Source organism: uncultured Capnocytophaga sp., from assembly GCF_963525585.1.
Lineage (GTDB): Bacteria > Bacteroidota > Bacteroidia > Flavobacteriales > Flavobacteriaceae > Capnocytophaga.
Genome location: NZ_CAURLX010000039.1, coordinates 1 through 20,759 on the forward strand (window position 1 = coordinate 1; position 20,759 = coordinate 20,759).

Below are 20,759 nucleotides of genomic sequence, written 5' to 3' on the forward strand. Positions count from 1 at the left end.
TGCGTTGCGTTGCGTTTTACCACTAAAAATATCATAATATATTTAACTTTTAAACCTCTGCAAAGATAGTAAAAATTATAACAAGTGCCGTGTTTTATTTGTTAAATTTTTTAATTATTTTACTTCTTAGCAGTTTTCTTTGTGGTTGCTTTAGCAGGAGCTTTTTTAGTTACTGTAGCTTTCTTAGGCTTTTCCTTAGGGGCTAAGAGCGCCTGAGCATCGGCTAGGGTAAAGGCTTCTATATTGGTTTCTTTGCCCAGCTCTACTTTGTTTTTTCCCTTAATCAGGTGGTAGCGTCCCCAGCGGGCTTTCTCTATGCGGATATCTTCGTTTGCCCATTCTTTGACTACTTTTTCAGATTCCTTCTTGAGTTTCTCCTCTATGAGGGTAGCAATATCTTCTTGGGAAAGGTTGTCAAAGTTATATTTTTTGGTTACACTAATAAAAATATCATTCCACTTAATAAAAGGACCAAAACGCCCTGTCCCCTTAGTAACCTCCTTGCCTTGATATTCGGCAATAGGAGTATCGGCTTTTTGCTTCTGCTCAATGACATTTTTGGCTTGCTCGAAAGTTATTGAAAAGACATCCAACGACTTATCCAAAGAAATAAAAGCATCACCAAAGCGGATATAAGGACCAAAGCGCCCAATATTGGATTCTACTTCCTTGCCTTGGAACACGCCCAACTTGCGAGGAAGTTCGAAGAGCTTCATAGCCTCCTCAAAGGTAATTGTGTCAATAGATTGGTTCGGAAGTAGGCTAGCAAATCGGGGCTTTTCTTCATCCTCCACAGAGCCTATTTGTACCATTGCACCATAGCGCCCCAAGCGGACACTTACGGGCTTGCCTGTGGCAGGGTCGGTGCCTAGAATACGCTCACCTGTTTCTCTTTCAGCATTCTGTTCTACATCGGTAACTGTAGGGTGAAAGGCTTCATAGAAGCGCCCTACCATCTTTGACCAATCTTCTTTCCCTGAAGCTATATCATCAAATTCTTCTTCTACCTTAGCGGTAAAGTGGTAATCAACAATGCTATCAAAATGATTAATCAAAAAGTCATTTACAATCATTCCTATATCGGTAGGAATGAGTTTGCCCTTATCAGCTCCTACATTCTCAGAGAGTTTCTTTTCTTTGATTTCTCCTTTTGCCAAAGTGAGCTGGGAGTAAGAACGAGTTTCACCTTGTAAATTACTACGTTCTACATAACCTCGATTCTGTATCGTAGAAATAGTAGTTGCATAAGTAGAGGGGCGACCAATACCTAATTCCTCTAGCTTTTTTACCAAAGAGGCTTCCGTATAGCGCAACGGAGGTCGAGAGAAACGCTCTGTAGCAATAATATTCTTATTCTCAAGAACTTCCCCTACTTTCATAGCAGGTAGCATTCCTTCATCATCTTCATCTTCCTCATCTCTACCTTCAAGATATACCTTAAGGAATCCATCGAAAGTAATTACTTCACCGCTGGCTACAAAAGGTTCTGGGTGTGTATTGGCATTGATTTTTACTTGGGTACGCTCCAGCTGAGCATCACTCATTTGGGAGGCAATAGTTCTCCTCCAGATGAGTTCGTACAAGCGTACTTGGTCATTTTCGGCTTTTACGGTATGAGCTGAAATATCAGTAGGGCGAATGGCTTCGTGTGCTTCTTGCGCTCCCTTGGAGTGAGAGGTATATTGGCGAATCTTGCTATAGGGTGCTCCGTATGATTTTTCTATCTCTTGCTTGGCTGCCATAAGTGCTTCCTGAGAGAGATTGACACTATCGGTACGCATATAAGTAATAAGCCCTGATTCATACAGACGCTGGGCTAACTGCATTGTTTTAGAAACTGAAAAATGTAACTTGCGAGATGCTTCCTGCTGAAGTGTAGAAGTGGTAAAAGGAGGAGCTGGAGATTTCTTAGCGGGCTTGGTTTCTAGGTTAGTAACCGAAAAAGTAGCTCCTAAATTATTTTGTAAGAAGGCTTTGGCTTCTTCTTGTGTGGCGAAAGATTTATTAACGCGTGCTTTGATGATTTTTCCTTCCTTATTGAGGAATTCAGCGGTAATTTTGTAGGAGGCTTCTGTGTGGAATTCCTGTATTTCGCGCTCCCTTTCTACAATAAGTCGCACCGATACAGACTGCACACGCCCTGCCGAAAGTCCTTTGCGTATCTTCTTCCATAGTACAGGAGAAAGCTCATACCCTACTAAGCGGTCTAGCACACGGCGTGCCTGCTGTGCATTAACCAGATTATAATCAATCCCACGAGGATGCTTAATGGCGTGTTCTATAGCGGATTTAGTAATAGAGTTAAAGACAATACGTTTGGTCTTCTCCTTGGATAGCTTTAGTTCTTCTGCTAGGTGCCAGGCGATAGCTTCTCCCTCACGGTCTTCATCGGAAGCTAGCCAAACCATCTCTACTTTTTTAACTTCTTCCTTGAGGGTTTTTACGAGGTTTTTCTTATCTGCAGATACCTGATATTGAGGTTTGAATCCGTTCAGAACATCTACCCCTAATTCCCTATCAGGAAGGTCAGCAATATGCCCATAGCTGGACATTACCTTGTAATCACTACCGAGAAATTTTTCAATCGTTTTCGCCTTAGCAGGAGACTCTACAATTACTAAATTTTTTGCCATTATTCTTAGTTGTTATCATTGGTTTGTTGTCCCATTAGCATTAAGTATGCTTTGAGGAAATCATCTAATTCTCCATTCATTACAGCATCTACATTGGTAGTTTCGTAGGCTGTACGAACATCCTTAACGAGCTTATAAGGGTGCATCACATAGTTACGGATTTGGCTCCCCCACTCTATTTTCATTTTGTTAGCTTCAATTTCATCACGCTTTGCCTGACGTTTTTTCAGCTCTATTTCATAAAGCTGTGATTTGAGCAGTTGCAAAGCCTTATTTTTATTATCCAGCTGACTACGAGTTTCAGAATTTTCAATAATAATTCCTGTAGGATGGTGCCTTAGGCGCACTGCTGTTTCTACTTTATTGACATTCTGCCCACCAGCCCCACTAGAACGCATCGTTTCAAAAGAAATATCTGCTGGATTTATCTCTATTTCTATGGTATCATCGGCTAAGGGATACACATATACTGAGGCAAAGGAAGTATGTCGCTTGGCATTACTATCAAAGGGAGAAATTCGCACCAACCGATGTACTCCATTCTCACCTTTAAGGTAGCCAAAGGCAAATTCACCATCTATTTCAAGGGTAACTGTTTTCACTCCTGCCACATCACCTTCTTGATAATTGAGCTCTTTTACTGAAAAACCTTGCTTATTTGCCCACATCATATACATACGCATCAGCATAGAAGCCCAATCACAGCTTTCTGTACCTCCTGCACCTGCTGTAATCTGTAATACCGCACTCAGGGCATCACCTTCATCAGAAAGCATATTGCGAAATTCTAAATTTTCGATGTGATGAAGGGTTTTAGCATAAAAATCTTCAACTTCCTCAGCTGAAATAGCATTTTCTTTATAAAAATCCATCATAATATGGATTTCCTCTAGCATTTCTACAGATTTTTCGTAATCAGTTACCCATTTTTTCTGTGATTGTAACTTCTGAACTAATAGCTGTGCTTCTTTGGGATTGTCCCAGAAGTCAGGAGCGAATGTTTTTTCCTCTTCATTGGCAATTTCTATCCTTTTCTTATCTATTTGTAGATATTTTTCTAAGTTTTCTACTCTTTGGCTAAGATCTCTTAACTGCTCTATAGTTACCATTTACGAAAATTTCGGCAAAGATACAATATTTTATTGATTCATAGCTTACTGGCTAATGATAATTTTTTCTTTGGCAAATAATTTGTACTTTTGCACCCGCTTTTATAGTTTTATTTTCTAACTTGAATAGATATGGCTAAGTTTATAAAAATATATCCAGAAAACCCTAACGAACGTGAGATTCTGAAAGTTGTAGAATGCCTTAAGGATGGTGGCATCATCATCTATCCTACTGATACTGTGTATGGTTTAGGTTGTGATATTACCAATAGTAAAGCTCTAGAGCGTATTGCTCAGCTCAAAGGAATCCGATTAGATAAAGCTAATTTCTCTTTTATCTGTGCCGATTTAAGCCATCTCTCGGACTATGTTAAGCAGATAGATACGGCTACTTTTAAGCTCCTCAAGAGAGCTTTACCAGGTGCTTATACTTTCATTCTACCAGGGAATAATAATCTTCCTAAGGAGTTCAAAAAGAAAAAAACAGTAGGAATACGAGTACCTGACAACACAATTGCTCGTACCTTAGTAGAAAAACTTGGGAATCCCATCGTATCCTCTTCTATTTATGATGAAGATGAACTTATAGAATATACTACCGACCCTGAACTTATCTTTGAAAAATGGCAGGATAAGGTAGATATAGTTATCGATGGAGGATATGGAGATAACGTAGCTTCTACTGTTATTGACCTCTCAGAAGGTGTACCTACTTTGATTAGGGAAGGGAAAGGAAGCATTGAAGGTCTGTTTTAATTAAATTATAGTGCGTTATTTTATACATCTTTCCTATAATGGTAAAAACTATTGCGGTTGGCAACGTCAGCCTCATTCTCTTTCTATACAAGAAGAATTAGAAAAAGCGATGTCCTTATTACTTCGGGAGCCCATAGCTTTGGTAGGAGCAGGACGTACAGATACAGGCGTGCATGCCCGAAACTATTTTGCTCATTTTGATTACACCCCTCCCCTACCTCATAATTTAGTAAATAAGCTAAATTCATTTTTGCCAAAAGAAATCGCAATTAAAGATATTTTTTCTGTAAGTGATTCAGCTCACGCTCGTTTTGATGCGACTTCTCGTACATATCAGTATTTCATTTCTTTAGAAAAAAATCCTTTTCTTTATGAGCAAAGTTATTATCTATTTCAGTCTTTAGATATATCTTTGATGAATGAAGCCTGTAAGATACTTTTTGAGTTTAATGATTTTCAGTGTTTTTCTAAGTCAAATACTGATGTAAAGACCTATATTTGCGAGCTAAAAGAAGCTCACTGGCGAGAAGAGGGAGGCTTACTTATTTTTAGGATTACAGCCGATCGATTTCTGCGCAATATGGTGCGTGCTATCGTGGGGACGATGATTGAAGTAGGCAACAAAAAAATTTCTTTAACAGAATTTCGTTCTATTATAGAAAGTAAGAATCGTTCCAAGGCTGGTTTTTCGGTACCAGGGAATGCTCTTTTCTTAGAAGAAATCACATATCCATTTTTTTAAATTTTATTTTTTTCATTTTCTTCTTGCAAATTCAAAAAAAAGTTGTAACTTTGCACCCGCAAAATCGCCGGTATAGCTCAGTTGGCCAGAGCACGTGATTTGTAATCTCGGGGTCGTGGGTTCGAATCCCTCTACCGGCTCTAAAAAGCTGTCATCTCTGGCAGCTTTTTTTATTTCATACTGATTATTAACTTTAAAAATATTATACAAATGTCTGTTTCAAAGAAAGAAACAAAGCGAGTAACTGTACAAACCTTACAGGCAATGAAAGCCAAAGGAGAGAAAATAACTATGCTTACCGCTTATGATTATACAATGGCTAAAATCATTGACAGAGCAGGGATTGATATTATCTTGGTGGGTGATTCTGCTGCTAATGTAATGGCTGGATATGAAACGACGCTTCCTATGACTTTGGAAGCAATGATTTATCACGCTTCGGCTGTAGTACGAGCTTGTTCTCGTGCTTTAGTGGTAGCTGATTTACCTTTCGGAACCTACCAGTCTGACCCTCAGAGAGCTCTTGATTCAGCTATAAAAATGATGAAAGAAAGTGGAGCTCAAGCGGTAAAGCTAGAAGGAGGACGTGAAATAGGAGAAGGTATTCGTCGAATCTTAGATGCAGGGATTCCAGTAATAGGACATTTAGGGCTTACTCCTCAGTCTATTAACAAATTTGGTGGTTATGGACTTCGTGCCAAAGAAGATGCTGAAGCTCAAAGGCTTAAAGAAGATGCTCTTTATTTACAAGAATTAGGCTGCTCAGCTATTGTATTGGAAAAAATTCCTTCTCTCCTAGCAAAAGAAGTAACTCAGAGCCTTTCTATTCCTACGATAGGAATTGGTGCGGGAAGCGATGTAGATGGTCAAGTACTTGTTTCTCAGGATTTTTTCGGAATGTTTGTGGATTATAAACCTAAGTTTGTACGTCAGTACCTCAATCTGCACGAACAAATGACAAAAGCTGTTACTGAGTATATTAATGATGTAAAATCTGTGAGTTTTCCTAATGAAAATGAGCAATATTAGTTTTTGTTTTCTCAATTATATAGAAGAATTATCTACTTATTACTCATTGGAAACTAAATTTTCCTTTCTAAAATAGCTCTTTTAGTACTCCTTAATAAGGTTTTGGCATAGTTATTGCTATACAAATAGAGTTTTAAAAATTCATATGAAAAAGATTTTTTTAATTATTCTTGCGTTTTTTTCATTATTTGCAAAAGCTCAAGAATCCAATAAAGCAAAGGCTTTACTTGATGAGGTATACAAAAAAGTATCTTCTTATAAGAATATTTACATAGATTTTCGTTATTCTTTTGAAAATACAAAAGAACATATCAAGCAAGATACCAGAGGGAATGTAACCCTTAGTGGGGAAAAATATCTATTGAACTATATGGGAGTTACCAAGCTCTTTGATGGGAAAAAGATATATACAATTATACCTGAAAATGAAGAAGTTACCATAGAATCAGCTTCTGAAAAGGAAGATCAGATGATTATGCCTTCTCAAATGCTAACTTTCTATAAAAAAGATTTTTCTTACAAATGGGATATTGTACAACAGGTAAAAGGAAGAAAAATTCAATACATAGAGCTCAAACCTAACAAAAATTCTTCAGATATAAAACAAATTCTCTTAGGAATAGATACTACCACTAAGCATATTTATAATCTTATTCAAATAGGTAAAAATGATGCTAAAACAACCATTGTTATCAATGAATTCAAGACGAATCAACCTATTAGTGGTAATGAATTTATCTTTGATGAAGCTAAATACAAAAAACAAGGATATTATATCAATAAATAACTAAATTCTCCCCTATCTGAAGTGCTCATTCCTATATGAGAATATTAGACCGCTACATATTATCTCGATTTATATATAATTTTATCAGTTCTTTTCTGATAATTCTACTTATATTCATATTCCAGACTATTTGGCTATATATTGATGAATTAGTAGGAAAAGGACTTAGTATATTAGTGGTTGCAAAATTTGTAGGCTTGATGCTTCCCAATTTAATTCCTCTCATTCTTCCTCTTACGGTGGTACTTTCTTCCATTATGACCTTGGGTGCTTTTGGGGAAAGTTATGAACTTGCTGCGATGAAAGCCTCTGGGGTTTCTTTACTAAAAGGAACTCGTACGCTTATAGTTTTTATGCTATTATTAAGTATTGCTGTTTTTTTTACATTCAATAATTTACAACCTTGGTCTAACCGAAAGGTAAGAGCTTTAAGGGAAAGTATCAAGGAAAAGCAACCTTCTTTAGCCATCAATCAAGGAATTTTTAGTAATGTTCAGGATTTTTCTATAAAAGTAGGGAAGAAAACAGGCGAAAATGGAGAATTTTTACACGATATTGTTATTCATAAATTAGGTGTAGATAAACTTAGTAGAACTGTTATCAAAGCCAAAGAGGGAGAACTCTCAGGAGATAAAAAAGGAGCCAATATTCTACAACTTACCCTAAAAGATGGTTCTTACTATGAAGATATTAAAAATACAAATAGTGATATCACTTTTCCTTTTGCCAAAGCCAAATTCAAGAGTTATACACTTAATATAGATATTAGTTCTCTTAATTCTGAGGTAAATATTGATGAAAATGATAATAAGGATTATTATAAAACAATGAATGTGAGCCAACTTTCTCACACTCTGGATTCTATTATCAGAGATTATAAACAAGAAACTAAGGATTTTGGAGATAATTTCTATAGGCGTACAGGGATGCCTTATTTATTAGAGCAAAGAAAAGATTCTTTACAAAAAAATACTGAGCCTATAGAGAATATAGCTACTTTAGTACAAAAATATAAAGATATGGACAGGCTTTCCCAAGTATACAGCCTATCCAAAGATAATATTAATTCACTTATCAATAATCTAGATAACAATAAAGATAATGTAGAATATCAGCAAAAATTAATTAATGTATATAGGCTTACTCTTAGTGATAAGATTGCTCTAGCTATTACTTGCTTTGTTCTATTTTTTGTTGCAGCTCCCTTAGGAGCAATTATCCGAAAAGGAGGAATTGGAATGCCTTTAGTGGTTGCTATTGGGCTCTTCCTTACTTACTATTTTTCTGGATTGCTGACTAAGAATATGGCTACAAACGGAAATATTGATCCCTATATTGCACCTTGGATACCTACTTTTTTCTTATTACCTTTAGGTATTTATCTTACTATACTTGTTAATGAGGACAAACCTATTGGTAGTTTTTCTGGAGTTGCAGATTTTCTAAAGAAAATTTTCTTTAAGAAAGAAAAATAACTATCTTTATTTCTTATTTCTATATATTATGAAAGATTTACTAGGAAAATCCTTATTAGACTATCAGCTTAATGATCGAAAAAGTGATGTACGAGTATCCACAAATATTTCCAAAAGTGAATATCTTTCAAGATCACACTTTTTTCGGTCTTTTCCACAGATGATTCCTATAGAACAAAAAGCACTTACATTGGCGAAAGGGCGAATATTAGACGTAGGAGCTGGCACAGGATCTCACGTATTGTACTTGCAAGAGAAAGGATTAGATGCTGTAGCTTTGGATATATCTCCAGCTGTAATCGAAATATGTCAGTTAAGAGGTGTAAAACAAACAGTTATATCTGATATTCTTGATTATCAGGGTAAATTTGATACTATTCTTTTATTAATGAATGGAATAGGCATTAGCAAACGACTCTCCCTTATTGATATATATTTACAAAAGCTAAAGTCTCTCCTTAATGAAGGAGGGCAAATTCTCACTACTTCTACCGATATTATCTATATGTTTGACCAAGATGAAGATGGTAGCTATATCATACCCTTCAATGAGGAAACAGAATATTATGGAGAACTTATTTACACAATTCATTATAAAGGTGAAAAGGAATCATTCCCTTGGCTTTTTATAGATTATAATACCTTACAACGGGCTACGAACAATAATGGACTTAGTTGTGAGCTCATTGAGGAGGGTGATGATTATAATTATCTAGTGAGAATGACTCATTTATAAATTTATTGTTGCTTCTTTTGTTTCTTGCTCCCCTCATATATATTATAATTGACCAAACGACTTTCTAACTTCCCGTTAAATAATTTTATCTTATGAGAGGGGTGTAACCCAACTGATTTCAATGCTTCCAGGTTAGAAGTAATAAACCAAGCTTGTGTGTTTGTATAATATTGCTTGAGTGTATCTCCTATTTGCTTATAGAATGCAGTAGCCTCTATTTCTAATCGCTCTCCATATGGAGGATTAAATGCCATAAAAAGAGCAGTATTTGCTTGTTTTTGTGTTTTGAAAAAGTCTTTATGTTCTACCGATATATAATCCGATAAGCGAGCATTTTTCACATTTTCTCTGGCTTTATTTACAGCTGATGGAGCCTTATCATATCCTATTATTTTATAAGGAAATTCTTTTGCTTTATTTAAGCAACTATCGAAAATAGTTTCAAATAAATCAACATCATAATCAGCCCATTTCTCAAAAGCAAACTCCTTTCTGTGAAGATTGGCAGGAATATTACAAGCAATCATTGCTCCTTCTATCAAAAGAGTTCCACTTCCACACATTGGATCAAGAAAATCTGATTGACCTTGCCAACCACTTAATAAAAGAATACCCGCCGCAAGTACCTCATTGATAGGAGCTATATTTGTCTGAGTACGATAACCACGATGATGGAGAGAAGCTCCAGAAGTGTCCAATGAGACAATAACCTGATTATCTTTCTGTATATGTATAAAAATTTGAATATCAGGATGTAGTGTGTCTACATTGGGTCGTTTTCCTATTTTATTACGGAACCTATCCACGATAGCATCTTTTGCTCTTAAAGTCATATACTGGGAATGATGAAATAAATCTGTTGCGAGGGTGACCTCTACGGCAAAAGTATATGATGAAGGAAAAAATTCTTCCCAAGCATAATGATATAGTTTTTCATAATATTCCTTCTCGTTTCTAACACGAAATGAATAAATGGGTTTAAGAATTTTTAGGGCTGTTCGCAAGCACAAATTAGCCTTATACATAAAGCCTTTATCTCCTGAAAAAGAAACACTACGAATTCCTTTCTCTACTTTCATTGCTCCTAATTGTCGTAATTCTTTCTCTAAAATATCTTCAAAACCAAAGAATGTTTTTGCGATCATTGAATAATTCTCCATACGATACATAAAAATACTTGCAAAAGTAATAAAAATAAGTTTCATATAAGGTTAAAGATATTTTTTCTTATATATAAAACAATGTTAATTTTTATTTTAGAGGGTATTTTTTTAATCTTTTATTTTTCCAACTCAAAAAAAGGTTGTAAATTAGCACCTTGAAATAAAAACAATATATTTGCAATGATAGAAGGAGAAAAACTCATTCCTATTAATATTGAAGAACAAATGAAGACAGCCTACATTGATTATTCAATGTCGGTGATTGTCTCAAGAGCATTACCAGATATACGTGATGGGCTGAAGCCTGTACATAGGCGTGTACTCTTCGGTATGCACGAATTAGGAGTACGTAGTAATACTCCTTATAAAAAATCGGCTCGTATTGTAGGGGAAGTTCTGGGTAAATATCACCCACACGGAGATTCTTCTGTATATGATACTATGGTTCGTATGGCGCAAGAATGGAATATGCGTTATATGCTTGTGGATGGTCAGGGTAACTTTGGCTCTGTAGATGGTGATTCCCCTGCTGCTATGCGTTACACAGAAGCCAGAATGCGAAAAATGGCAGAGGATATGCTCATTGATATAGATAAGGAAACTGTGGATCATAGCCTAAACTTTGATGATACATTAGAGGAGCCTACTGTTCTTCCTACTCGTATTCCTAACCTGCTTATCAATGGGACTTCTGGGATTGCTGTAGGTATGGCAACCAATATGCCTCCTCATAACTTATCTGAAGTAGTTGATGGAACCATCGCTTATCTTGAAAATCAAGATATTACTATAGATGAACTTATTGAATATATCAAAGCTCCTGATTTTCCTACTGGAGGAACTATCTATGGTTATGATGGGGTAAGAGAAGCTTTCAAAACAGGAAGAGGACGTGTTGTAATTCGAGCAAAGGCTCACTTTGAAGAAGTTGATAAACACGAATGTATTATCGTTACAGAAATCCCTTATCAAGTAAATAAAGCCTTAATGGTTAAGCAAACTGCTGACCTCATCAAAGAAGGAAAATTAGAGGGTATCTCTGATGTATTCGATGAAACAGGTAAGGGCGGTATGCGTATCGTATATGTTCTTAAGAAAGATGCTATTCCTAATGTAGTGCTTAATAATCTCTTTAAGCATACTCCTCTACAGTCAGCTTTTAGTGTCAATAATATAGCTTTAGTTAATGGACGCCCTCAACAATTGAATCTTAAGGATTTAATCTATCATTTTATAGAACATCGATATGATGTTGTATACAGACGTACACAATATGATCTTAAGAAAGCGAAGGAGCGTATACATATCCTAGAAGGATTTATGAAAGTTATCGCTACCAAAGATACTTTGGATAGGGCTATCTATATTATCAGAAATTCAAAGGATACACAAATAGCCAAAGAAGGACTTATCAAAGAATTTGAACTTTCTGAAATTCAAGCACAAGCTATCATAGATCTTCGTCTAGGTCGTCTTACAGGATTAGAACTTGATAAGATTCGTGAAGAGTATGAAGAAATCAAGGCTTATATTATAGATTTAGAAGATATTCTTGCTCATAAAGAACGCCGTACTCAAATTATCAAAGAGGAACTTTTAGAAATAAAAGCCAAGTATGGCGATGAACGCCGTTCTATAATAGAATATGCTGGAGGTGATATCTCTATGGAAGATATTATTCCAGATGAGCAAGTTGTTATCACCATTTCTAATGCTGGATATATCAAGCGAACTTCTGTAAATGAATACAAAACTCAATCTCGAGGAGGAGTTGGTCAAAAGGGTTCTGCTACACGTGATAAGGATTTCATAGAACATCTATTTGTAGGAACCAATCATCAATATATGCTTTTCTTTACTGAGAAAGGAAAGTGCTTTTGGCTTAGGGTGTATGAAATCCCTGAAGGAGGCAAAAATACTAAAGGAAGAGCCATACAGAACCTTATTAATATAGAGCCTGATGATAATGTGAAAGCTTTTATCTGTACTCACGACCTCAAGGATCAAGAATATATTAATAGTCATTATGTAATAATGGCTACTAAAAAAGGTATTATCAAGAAAACTTGCTTAGAACAATATTCTCGTCCAAGACAAAATGGAATTATGGCTATTACCATCAAGGAAGATGATGAATTGTTAGAAGCACGACTTACTACAGGAAACAGCCAAGTAATGCTAGCTGTCAAATCAGGTAAGGCAATCCGCTTCCCTGAGGAAAAAGTACGTGCTGTAGGGCGTAGTGGTTCTGGGGTACGTGGTATTTCTTTCGATAATGATGCTAATGATGAAGTGATTGGAATGATTACTATTGAGAATCCAAGAGAAGAAACTGTATTAGTAGTCTCTGAAAATGGTTATGGAAAACGTACTTTTATAGATGACCCAGAAACAGGAGAAGCTGTATATCGCATTACCAACAGAGGTGGAAAAGGAGTAAAAACGATCTCTATTACCGAGAAAACAGGAAATCTTGTGGCTATAAAAACTGTTTCTGATGAAGATGATTTAATGATTATTAACAAATCGGGAATGGCTATTCGTATGTCGGTTAGTGAGCTTCGAGTAATGGGACGTGCTACACAAGGAGTTCGTCTTATTAATATCAAAGGAAATGATTCTATAGCTGCGGTAGCCAAAGTAATGAAAGATGACGAAAACGAAACTGAATCCGAAGTAAATGACATCGATACTATTACTAATGAATAAATAATTATAAGTTAAATATAAAATTAAACAAAATGAAAAAAAGTATCTTATTAATAACAGCTCTTGCGCTTTCATCTGTTTCTTTTGCGCAAAAAAAGGAGCTTAAAGATGTTAAGAAAGCCATTGATAGAAATAACTTAACGGAAGCTGAACAGTTATTAGAAAAAAGTAAGGATTTGGCTTTCTCTAGTAAGAAAACCACTGCTGAATATTATCTTCTAAGAGGGGAGTTGGCTCTGAAGAATGTAAAAGCAGGAAAGGATGTCGTAAATTCCCTCGCTATTGCTTCTTCTTCCCTGACAGAAGCTAAGAAAGTAGGAGGTAAAATATCTTCTGAAGTAGAACAAATAGCTCGTGAAGTGGCTAGTATTGCAGCAGCTAAAGGACAGCAATTCTATGAAAAGAATGATTTTAAAAATGCTGCAATAGCATTTGAACAAGTGTACAGATTCAGCCCTTCAGATACTCTGTTTCTATATAATGCAGCGGTAGCTTCTACCCAAGCAAAGGACTATGAGCCTGCCTTAAAGTATTTCCTAGAGCTTAAAGATTTGAAATATGATGGCTCAGAGACCCTTTATGCTGCTAAAAATAAAGAAACAGGATTAGTTGAGAAATCAGCTGATAAGAATACCCGCGATATGAAAATGAAAACGGGAAATTATACCAACCCTACTCAAGAGAAAACTCCTTCAAAAAGAGCTGAAATTATCCAAAATATCGCTTATATCTATATCTCTCAGAACAATAAAGAGGAAGCTCTAAAGGCACTTGCTTTTGCTCGAAAAAACTATCCAAAAGATCCTGAACTCATTATGCAACAAGCTAATGTATATTATCAGTTGGGAGAAATGAATATGTTCGAGTCTCTTATGAAAGAAGCTACAGAATTACAACCTGATAATGTGGATGCTCAATATAACTTAGGGGTAATTAATCTTCAGCAAGGAAAGAATGATGAAGCTAGAAAGTACTTCGAGAAAACTCTGAAAATAGCTCCTGATAACGCCAATGCAGCCCTAAACTATGCTTATACTTACACATCAGAAGGAAACAACTTGGTAGATCAGATGAACAAATTAGGTAATACCTCTGAGGATATTAAGCGTTATGATGAACTAAAAAGCACTAAAGACAATCTGTTTAGAAAAGCTGCTGATGTCCTAAATGATTTTCTAAAAAATAACAAGAAAAATCCTAACCTTGAGGTCTTAGAACAGCTTAAAAGTATTTATATGGGGCTAAATGATATGGATAACTACAAGAAAATTAAAAATATACTTGATAAAAAATAATATTTTTATTTAGTGAAAAGAAAAGTACAAGAATATATTCTTGTACTTTTTCTTTTATAATAGGGTATTTGTCTTTCTAGAGTCTCTCCCCTATTGTACCTCTTCATAATTTCCCTATCAAAAAATTCTCAGAATAGACTAATTCAAATCCACTCTATATTCATAACCTCTATCATCAGTAAAATAGGCTGTTCCATCGCTGATATTAGCAGGGGAAATAGAATTAGATATCCATATAAATTTAGGAATATAAGGAGCTACTGACATTTTTTATTGCTTTACAGAAATAGAATTTAGGAAAGCGTTCTTTTCAGTGTGAGCCTTTTGACTGTTATTCATAAGAACACATTGGAAAGAAACAGCCCTACCACGAACAAATAGAATAACATTCCCTCTATCAGTAACTTCTCCATTCATAGGGTTAATAGCAGAAAAACTATACTTCTTGCCATAGAACTTACCTTTTTTGATAGATTGTATTTCAGATTCACTTTCAGAATCAGCTAAAGCCCCTTGTATGAAATGATTAAGAAAACTTTCTGCAACCTCTTTCTTCTCTGCTTCAGAGAAGTTTTTCTCAGCCATAAGATACTCCGCTCTACGAGGGACATCAGCTATGATAGTCATAAAAATAGCAGATCTGTTTGGGTTATATACTGTCGAGCTCCTTGCTCCATTTGGTATATAGGCGTATTAGGGAAAGTAACCCATACCCCATTATCTACCTCAATAAAAAAAGCAAGCCTACTCACGAAAAAACTTTGTAAGCAGGCTTGCTTTTGTCAAAAAATTTTATATAGGCTAAAGTCAGTTAGGGCTTACGTTGCGTTGCGTTGCGTTGCGTTTTACCACTAAAAATATCATAATATATTTAACTTTTAAACTTCTGCAAAGATAGTAAAAATTATAACAATTGGCGCGTTTTATTTGTTAAATTTTTTAATTATTTTTATTCTCTAAATTCTCTTATTAGTTTATAAAATAAATAATTCTCATTGCTTCCTTGTAGGGGTACAATGAGAATTATTCAAAAAAGATAAATCAAATTATTTCAAATCATTGATTTTAGCTACGATACGATTCACTTCTTTTTCAAAATCTTTCTGAAGTTGCTTATAGAAAGCTCCTTTGTTCTCTGTTGGGTTATTGATTTTCAATAGGAAGTTATCATACACTTCATAGATATCCTGAACAATACTTTCAGAAGCCTGATCATTATCTTCTCTGATAAAATTCCATATAATAATGGTATCCACTAGTTCTCCTAGAACAGAAGCTACATTCTTTTTTAAACGTCTAACGCTTGCCATATAATTTATTTTTTAGTTTATTAATTTACCTTATTGATGAAATAAAACATCTTTCATTGAGAAAACACCCTTTCGTTTTACTAACCATTCTGCTGCCAAGACAGCTCCCAGAGCAAATCCTTCTCTGCTATGTGCTGTATGCTTAATTTCGATAGTGTCTATAGGGCTTTGGTATAAAACTGTATGAGTACCTGGAACATTCTCTATACGCTGTGCTGTAATGGGAATCTCACTCTGGGTAGCCTCTCCCAGCTTCCAACCTTTTTTATCCGAATTCTTAATAATCTGCTCTGCTAGAGTGATGGCTGTACCGCTAGGCGCATCAAGCTTTTGCGTATGGTGTATTTCCTCAATAGAAACATTATATTCAGGATGTGAGCTCATCATTTTGGCGAGGATATTATTTATTTCAAAGAAAATATTAACTCCTATACTAAAATTAGATGCATACAAAAAAGCTGTATCAGAAGCTTCACATATAGCCACAGCTTCTTGGTATTTTTCAAGCCATCCTGTGGTTCCTGCCACTACAGGAATCCCTTTGTATAAAGCATTGGAGATATTAGCAAAAGCACTCTTAGGGGTACTGAATTCTATAGCTATATCTGCTTGAGTGATATCATATTCATCAGAAGAAGCATCTATTTTCAGGACTATTTTGTGTCCTCTCTCTATAGCGATTTTCTCTATGGTTTTCCCCATTTTTCCATATCCTAACAGAGCTATTTTCATAGTATTTGCCTTTTTAAGCTATCGAAGGGCAAAAGTATTGAAAAAATGGATATAATTCAAATTTTATTATCAACAATTTTTCTGAGAAATTTTTATCATAAATAAAACTTTTTTTTATACCTTTGCAATCGAAATAAAATTCGTAAATTTGCACCTGAAATAGAAATATTAAATTCATTTGTGATAATGAAAAAAATAGATAAAAAGACGTATTTAGAATGGTATGAACAAATGCTCTTCTGGAGAAAGTTTGAAGACAAATTGGCTTCTGCTTATATCCAACAAAAAGTAAGAGGATTTTTGCATTTGTACAATGGACAAGAGGCAATAGTAGCAGGATGTATGCACGTTATTGACCCTAAGAAAGACAAAATGATAACTGCTTATCGTAACCACGTGCATCCTATTGCTTTAGGAGTGGATCCACGTAGAATAATGGCAGAGCTTTTTGGAAAAGGAACTGGAACATCACAAGGTTTGGGAGGTTCTATGCACATTTTCTCAAAGGAACATAACTTCTTCGGAGGTCACGGAATTGTAGGAGGACAAATCGCCTTAGGTGCTGGATTAGCTTTCGCTGAGAAGTACAATGAAACAGGTGGTGTTGTCCTTACTTTTATGGGGGATGGGGCTACTCGTCAAGGAACACTTCACGAAACTTTCAATATGGCTATGAACTGGAAACTCCCTGTGATTTTTATCTGTGAGAATAACCATTACGCTATGGGTACTTCTGTAGAAAGAACTGCAAATCACCCTGATATCTGGAAATTAGGATTGGGGTATGAAATGCCTTGTGAGCCTGTAGATGGTATGAATCCTGTTTCAGTAGCAGAAAAAGTATTTGAAGCTGTTGAAAGAGCAAGAAGAGGAGATGGTCCTACTTTCTTGGATATTCGTACATATCGTTATCGTGGTCACTCTATGTCCGATGCTCAGCACTATCGTACTAAAGAAGAAGTAGAAGAATACAAGAAAATAGATCCTATTACTCAAGTACTTGATGTAATCAAAGCCAAAAAATATGCTACAGATGCTGAAATAGAAGCTATTGATGAACGTGTGAAAAACTTAGTAGCAGAATGTGAGAAGTTCGCTGATGAATCTCCATTCCCTGAGAAAAATGTAATGTATGATGTAGTATACGAACAAGAAAATTATCCTTTTTTACCTCATAAATTATAAAAAAATGGCAGAAATAGTAAATATGCCGCGATTAAGCGACACAATGGAAGAAGGAGTCGTTGCTAAATGGCTCAAAAAAGTGGGTGATACTGTGAAAGAAGGAGACATTCTCGCTGAAATAGAAACCGATAAGGCAACTATGGAATTTGAGTCCTTCTATTCAGGAACTTTATTATACATTGGTCTAAAAGAAGGAGAAACAGCTCCCGTGGATACTCTTTTGGCTATTATTGGTAAGGAAGGTGAAGATATTTCAGCACTTATAGGAGGTGGTACGGCTTCTGCGCCTGCTGCTACTCCAGCTCCTGCTGAGGCTTCTGCTCCAGCTCCAGCAAGTGCACCTGTTGCTATGCCTGCAGGAGTTCAGATAGTAACTATGCCTCGTCTTAGTGATACGATGACCGAAGGAACTGTAGCTTCTTGGCTTAAAAAAGAAGGAGATGCTGTAAAAGAAGGAGATATCCTTGCTGAAATAGAAACTGATAAGGCAACAATGGAGTTTGAATCTTTCTATGCAGGAACTCTATTATACATTGGTATCAAACAAGGAGAATCAGCTCCTATTGATTCTCTTTTAGCTATCATAGGACCTGCAGGAACTGATGTAAATGCTGTACTTGCTGCTGCCAAAGGAGGTGCTCCTGCCTCTGTACCAGCTTCTACTACAACAGAGGCTCCTAAAGCCACTGAAGCTCCTACTAATACAGTAGTTTCTGCTACAGATGCTCGCGTTTTTGCTTCACCTTTGGCTAAGAAAATTGCTCAAGATAAAGGTATCAACCTTTCTCAAGTAAAAGGAACAGGAGAAAACGGACGTATTGTACGTAAGGATGTAGAAGGATTCACTCCATCTGCAAAACCAGCTACTTCAGCTCCTGCTGAAAAAACTTCTGCACCTGTGGCTTACATTCCTGTTGGAGAAGAAGTTACAGAAGAAGTGAAAAATTCTCAAATGCGTAAGACTATCGCCAAACGCCTTTCTGAGTCTAAATTTACTGCTCCTCACTACTACCTTACTATTGAGGTAGATATGGATAATGCAATGGAGTCTCGTACACAAATCAATAACTTGCCTGATACAAAAGTATCTTTCAACGATATGGTAGTGAAGGCTTGTGCTATGGCTCTAAGAAAGCATCCTCAAGTGAATACTTCTTGGAAAGGAGATACAACAGTATATAACAAACACGTACACATAGGAGTAGCTGTTGCTATTGAAGATGGATTAGTTGTTCCTGTTCTTAAGTTTGCTGATAACCTTAGCTTATCACAAATTGGAGTTCTAGTAAAAGATTTGGCTGGAAAAGCACGTAACAAGAAGCTAACTCCAGCTGAGATGGACGGTAGTACTTTCACTGTTTCCAACTTAGGAATGTTTGGAGTTGAGCAATTTACTTCTATCATTAATCAGCCTAACTCTGCTATTCTTTCTGTAGGTGCTATTATAGAAAAACCTGTTGTTAAGAATGGACAAATTGTAGTAGGACATACAATGAAACTTTGCTTAGCTTGTGACCACAGAACTATTGATGGAGCTACTGGAGCTCAATTCTTACAAACGCTCAAAGCTTACATTGAAAATCCTGTAACTATGCTTGCTTAAGAATAAATTAATATTTATATTAAAAAAGAGGCATTATTAAATGCCTCTTTTTTTAGTATAAAATTTGTTTATCCCAGAAAATTATTGTAATATTGTATTTTTAAAGAGTTGTTTATTTATGTATGCTATTTGTCATTTGAGCATTGTTCCCCTAAGAGAATATGCCTCGCACCAGAGTGAACAAATCTCTCAATTACTGTATGGAGAAGTATGTTTTATAATAAAGCAATCTAATGAATGGTACTATATCCGTACGGATTATGATAACTATGAAGGATGGGTAGAATACAATCAATTATGGCCTATAAGTGAAGGTATATATAATGAAATTAAGAAGTTAGTCCCTAGATATGCTTCTGATATGATTGATTATGTTCAAATTAGTGATAAAAAATACGACTTATTACCTATTTGTATAGGCGCTACGGTAAGTAATGCACCTTTTATAGGTCATTTATTTGAAGGTGAGATTCAACATAGAGTTCTACGAAAAAATATTGTTGAAATAGCTTGTAAATACCTCAATGCTCCTTATCAATGGGGAGGAAAATCTCCTTTTGGGATTGATAGTTCTGGATTTACTCAAATGGTATATAAACTTATAGGAATAACGCTTCCTCGTGAAGTAACTCAGCAATGTGAGGCTATAAAGAAAAATATAGATTCTATAGAAAATGCTGAAATAGGTGATCTTCTCTTCTTCAGTGATGCTACTGATACTATTTTTCACACAGGAATTCTCATCCAGCAAGGACTTATTATTCATTCTTATGGGAAAGTTCGTATTGATAGGATAGCACAAGAAGGAATTTTTGATGCAGATACAAATAATTTTACACATCAATTAGCTTGTATTCGCCGTATTCTTGATGATGATGAGAAAAAACTCTAATAAACTCCTAAATGACATTCAAATTACTTGCTGTTGGAAAAACAAGCCTATCTTCCTTAGAGAAATTAATAGAAGATTACAAGAAAAGGATTAATTTTTATACTAAGTTTGATATAGAAATTATAGAAAATATCAAAAACACAAAAAATATATCAGAAGAAGAACAAAAAAATAAAGAAGGAAGTATTATTTTGCAGAAAATTTCTCCAAATGATATTCTAATATTACTTGATGAACGAGGAAAGGAATTTTCTTCTATAGAATTTTCTAATTTTATACAGAAAATAATGAATACAGGGGTGAAACAATGTATATTCCTTATAGGAGGAGCTTATGGCTTTTCAGAACAAGTATATGCTCGAGCTAATCATATTTGTTCCCTATCCAAGATGACTTTTTCTCATCAGATGATACGCCTTTTTTTCACAGAACAGCTCTATCGTGCTTTTACAATTCTTAACAATGAACCTTATCACCATAGCTAAATATGAACTTTATACATTTATCAAAGTTCTTAAACTACTCAAATTGCTATATACAAATTCCTGCTTTTAATAAAGAATCCGTTGTTCTCTTCATATAAGCTATAATTAGGTATGGTGA

General features: G+C 35.4%; 19 protein-coding genes and 1 tRNA gene. 13 read left to right on the top strand and 7 right to left on the bottom strand.

Annotation, left to right across the window (positions count from 1 at the left end; all coding sequences use genetic code 11):
* Positions 1-119: 119 nt before the first annotated feature.
* Positions 120-2,633 (bottom strand): type I DNA topoisomerase, encoded by a 2,514-nt coding sequence (gene topA / locus RYK20_RS08765; protein ID WP_314895150.1) that lies wholly within the window; start codon positions 2,631-2,633, stop codon positions 120-122.
* A 5-nt stretch (positions 2,634-2,638) separates the two neighbouring features.
* A complete protein-coding gene (gene prfB / locus RYK20_RS08770; protein ID WP_314603846.1) occupies positions 2,639-3,742 on the bottom strand; it encodes a peptide chain release factor 2 in 1,104 nt (367 codons plus the stop codon).
* Positions 3,743-3,874: 132 nt separating this feature from the next.
* Here prfB and RYK20_RS08775 point away from each other — a divergent pair, with 132 nt between their 5' ends.
* From RYK20_RS08775 to RYK20_RS08805, 7 genes are all read left to right on the top strand, one after another.
* The gene (locus RYK20_RS08775; RefSeq protein WP_314895151.1) at positions 3,875-4,498 is read left to right on the top strand and encodes an L-threonylcarbamoyladenylate synthase; all 624 of its coding nucleotides are present in this window, start codon (positions 3,875-3,877) and stop codon (positions 4,496-4,498) included.
* Positions 4,499-4,508: 10 nt separating this feature from the next.
* Positions 4,509-5,240, top strand: coding sequence for a tRNA pseudouridine(38-40) synthase TruA (gene truA / locus RYK20_RS08780; RefSeq protein ID WP_314895152.1), 732 nt, complete (start codon positions 4,509-4,511; stop codon positions 5,238-5,240).
* 66 nt (positions 5,241-5,306) lie between these two features.
* Positions 5,307-5,380 (top strand) — tRNA-Thr (locus RYK20_RS08785).
* A 70-nt stretch (positions 5,381-5,450) separates the two neighbouring features.
* A complete protein-coding gene (panB, locus tag RYK20_RS08790; protein ID WP_314895153.1) occupies positions 5,451-6,269 on the top strand; it encodes a 3-methyl-2-oxobutanoate hydroxymethyltransferase in 819 nt (272 codons plus the stop codon).
* A 145-nt stretch (positions 6,270-6,414) separates the two neighbouring features.
* Complete coding sequence (locus RYK20_RS08795) at positions 6,415-7,056, top strand: outer membrane lipoprotein carrier protein LolA (protein ID WP_314895154.1); 642 nt, start codon at positions 6,415-6,417, stop codon at positions 7,054-7,056.
* A gap of 35 nt (positions 7,057-7,091) precedes the next feature.
* Complete coding sequence (locus RYK20_RS08800; RefSeq protein WP_297980541.1) at positions 7,092-8,531, top strand: LptF/LptG family permease; 1,440 nt, start codon at positions 7,092-7,094, stop codon at positions 8,529-8,531.
* Positions 8,532-8,559: 28 nt separating this feature from the next.
* Entirely contained in the window at positions 8,560-9,267 is a 708-nt protein-coding gene (locus tag RYK20_RS08805; RefSeq protein WP_314895155.1) for a class I SAM-dependent methyltransferase, read from the top strand.
* A gap of 2 nt (positions 9,268-9,269) precedes the next feature.
* Here the strand turns inward: RYK20_RS08805 and RYK20_RS08810 are convergent, their stop codons facing one another.
* The gene (locus RYK20_RS08810; RefSeq protein WP_314895165.1) at positions 9,270-10,427 is read right to left on the bottom strand and encodes a class I SAM-dependent RNA methyltransferase; all 1,158 of its coding nucleotides are present in this window, start codon (positions 10,425-10,427) and stop codon (positions 9,270-9,272) included.
* Positions 10,428-10,610: 183 nt separating this feature from the next.
* On the opposite strand from RYK20_RS08810, the gene gyrA reads away from it, so the two are divergent.
* Both gyrA and RYK20_RS08820 read left to right on the top strand, forming a co-directional pair.
* On the top strand, positions 10,611-13,139 hold the full coding sequence (gene gyrA / locus RYK20_RS08815) for a DNA gyrase subunit A (protein WP_314895156.1): 2,529 nt from the start codon (positions 10,611-10,613) through the stop codon (positions 13,137-13,139).
* 32 nt (positions 13,140-13,171) lie between these two features.
* On the top strand, positions 13,172-14,434 hold the full coding sequence (locus RYK20_RS08820) for a tetratricopeptide repeat protein (RefSeq protein ID WP_297980550.1): 1,263 nt from the start codon (positions 13,172-13,174) through the stop codon (positions 14,432-14,434).
* Between the two features lie 138 nt (positions 14,435-14,572).
* On the opposite strand, the gene RYK20_RS08825 is transcribed toward RYK20_RS08820, so the two are convergent.
* The 4 genes from RYK20_RS08825 to dapB form a co-directional block, all read right to left on the bottom strand.
* On the bottom strand, positions 14,573-14,701 hold the full coding sequence (locus RYK20_RS08825) for a hypothetical protein (protein ID WP_314895157.1): 129 nt from the start codon (positions 14,699-14,701) through the stop codon (positions 14,573-14,575).
* A gap of 3 nt (positions 14,702-14,704) precedes the next feature.
* Entirely contained in the window at positions 14,705-15,061 is a 357-nt protein-coding gene (locus RYK20_RS08830; protein ID WP_314895158.1) for a hypothetical protein, read from the bottom strand.
* Between the two features lie 419 nt (positions 15,062-15,480).
* On the bottom strand, positions 15,481-15,744 hold the full coding sequence (locus RYK20_RS08835) for a hypothetical protein (RefSeq protein ID WP_314895159.1): 264 nt from the start codon (positions 15,742-15,744) through the stop codon (positions 15,481-15,483).
* Positions 15,745-15,774: 30 nt separating this feature from the next.
* Positions 15,775-16,476 carry a 4-hydroxy-tetrahydrodipicolinate reductase gene (gene dapB, locus RYK20_RS08840; protein ID WP_314895160.1) on the bottom strand — a complete coding sequence of 234 codons (702 nt, stop codon included), beginning with the start codon at positions 16,474-16,476 and terminating at the stop codon, positions 15,775-15,777.
* 186 nt (positions 16,477-16,662) lie between these two features.
* Here dapB and pdhA point away from each other — a divergent pair, with 186 nt between their 5' ends.
* The 4 genes from pdhA to rlmH all read left to right on the top strand — a co-directional run bounded on the left by pdhA (position 16,663) and on the right by rlmH (position 20,641).
* Complete coding sequence (gene pdhA / locus RYK20_RS08845; RefSeq protein WP_314895161.1) at positions 16,663-17,661, top strand: pyruvate dehydrogenase (acetyl-transferring) E1 component subunit alpha; 999 nt, start codon at positions 16,663-16,665, stop codon at positions 17,659-17,661.
* Positions 17,662-17,665: 4 nt separating this feature from the next.
* On the top strand, positions 17,666-19,264 hold the full coding sequence (locus RYK20_RS08850) for a 2-oxo acid dehydrogenase subunit E2 (protein WP_314895162.1): 1,599 nt from the start codon (positions 17,666-17,668) through the stop codon (positions 19,262-19,264).
* 118 nt (positions 19,265-19,382) lie between these two features.
* Positions 19,383-20,156: a C40 family peptidase gene (locus RYK20_RS08855; RefSeq protein WP_314895163.1), complete on the top strand. Its 774-nt coding sequence runs from the start codon at positions 19,383-19,385 to the stop codon at positions 20,154-20,156.
* Positions 20,157-20,167: 11 nt separating this feature from the next.
* On the top strand, positions 20,168-20,641 hold the full coding sequence (gene rlmH, locus RYK20_RS08860) for a 23S rRNA (pseudouridine(1915)-N(3))-methyltransferase RlmH (protein ID WP_314895164.1): 474 nt from the start codon (positions 20,168-20,170) through the stop codon (positions 20,639-20,641).
* Positions 20,642-20,759 lie beyond the last annotated feature (118 nt).

Bases quoted from the DNA above. Each gene is read 5' to 3' on its own strand.
- pdhA (WP_314895161.1), top strand. From the start codon at position 16,663: ATGAAAAAAATAGATAAAAAGACGTATTTAGAATGGTATGAACAAATG.
- gyrA (WP_314895156.1), top strand. From the start codon at position 10,611: ATGATAGAAGGAGAAAAACTCATTCCTATTAATATTGAAGAACAAATG.
- panB (WP_314895153.1), top strand. From the start codon at position 5,451: ATGTCTGTTTCAAAGAAAGAAACAAAGCGAGTAACTGTACAAACCTTA.
- RYK20_RS08795 (WP_314895154.1), top strand. From the start codon at position 6,415: ATGAAAAAGATTTTTTTAATTATTCTTGCGTTTTTTTCATTATTTGCA.
- dapB (WP_314895160.1), bottom strand. From the start codon at position 16,476: ATGAAAATAGCTCTGTTAGGATATGGAAAAATGGGGAAAACCATAGAG.
- RYK20_RS08835 (WP_314895159.1), bottom strand. From the start codon at position 15,744: ATGGCAAGCGTTAGACGTTTAAAAAAGAATGTAGCTTCTGTTCTAGGA.
- RYK20_RS08830 (WP_314895158.1), bottom strand. From the start codon at position 15,061: ATGACTATCATAGCTGATGTCCCTCGTAGAGCGGAGTATCTTATGGCT.
- RYK20_RS08775 (WP_314895151.1), top strand. From the start codon at position 3,875: ATGGCTAAGTTTATAAAAATATATCCAGAAAACCCTAACGAACGTGAG.
- RYK20_RS08855 (WP_314895163.1), top strand. From the start codon at position 19,383: ATGTATGCTATTTGTCATTTGAGCATTGTTCCCCTAAGAGAATATGCC.
- rlmH (WP_314895164.1), top strand. From the start codon at position 20,168: ATGACATTCAAATTACTTGCTGTTGGAAAAACAAGCCTATCTTCCTTA.
- RYK20_RS08820 (WP_297980550.1), top strand. From the start codon at position 13,172: ATGAAAAAAAGTATCTTATTAATAACAGCTCTTGCGCTTTCATCTGTT.
- RYK20_RS08825 (WP_314895157.1), bottom strand. From the start codon at position 14,701: ATGTCAGTAGCTCCTTATATTCCTAAATTTATATGGATATCTAATTCT.
- RYK20_RS08850 (WP_314895162.1), top strand. From the start codon at position 17,666: ATGGCAGAAATAGTAAATATGCCGCGATTAAGCGACACAATGGAAGAA.
- RYK20_RS08805 (WP_314895155.1), top strand. From the start codon at position 8,560: ATGAAAGATTTACTAGGAAAATCCTTATTAGACTATCAGCTTAATGAT.
- RYK20_RS08810 (WP_314895165.1), bottom strand. From the start codon at position 10,427: ATGGAGAATTATTCAATGATCGCAAAAACATTCTTTGGTTTTGAAGAT.
- RYK20_RS08800 (WP_297980541.1), top strand. From the start codon at position 7,092: ATGAGAATATTAGACCGCTACATATTATCTCGATTTATATATAATTTT.
- prfB (WP_314603846.1), bottom strand. From the start codon at position 3,742: ATGGTAACTATAGAGCAGTTAAGAGATCTTAGCCAAAGAGTAGAAAAC.
- topA (WP_314895150.1), bottom strand. From the start codon at position 2,633: ATGGCAAAAAATTTAGTAATTGTAGAGTCTCCTGCTAAGGCGAAAACG.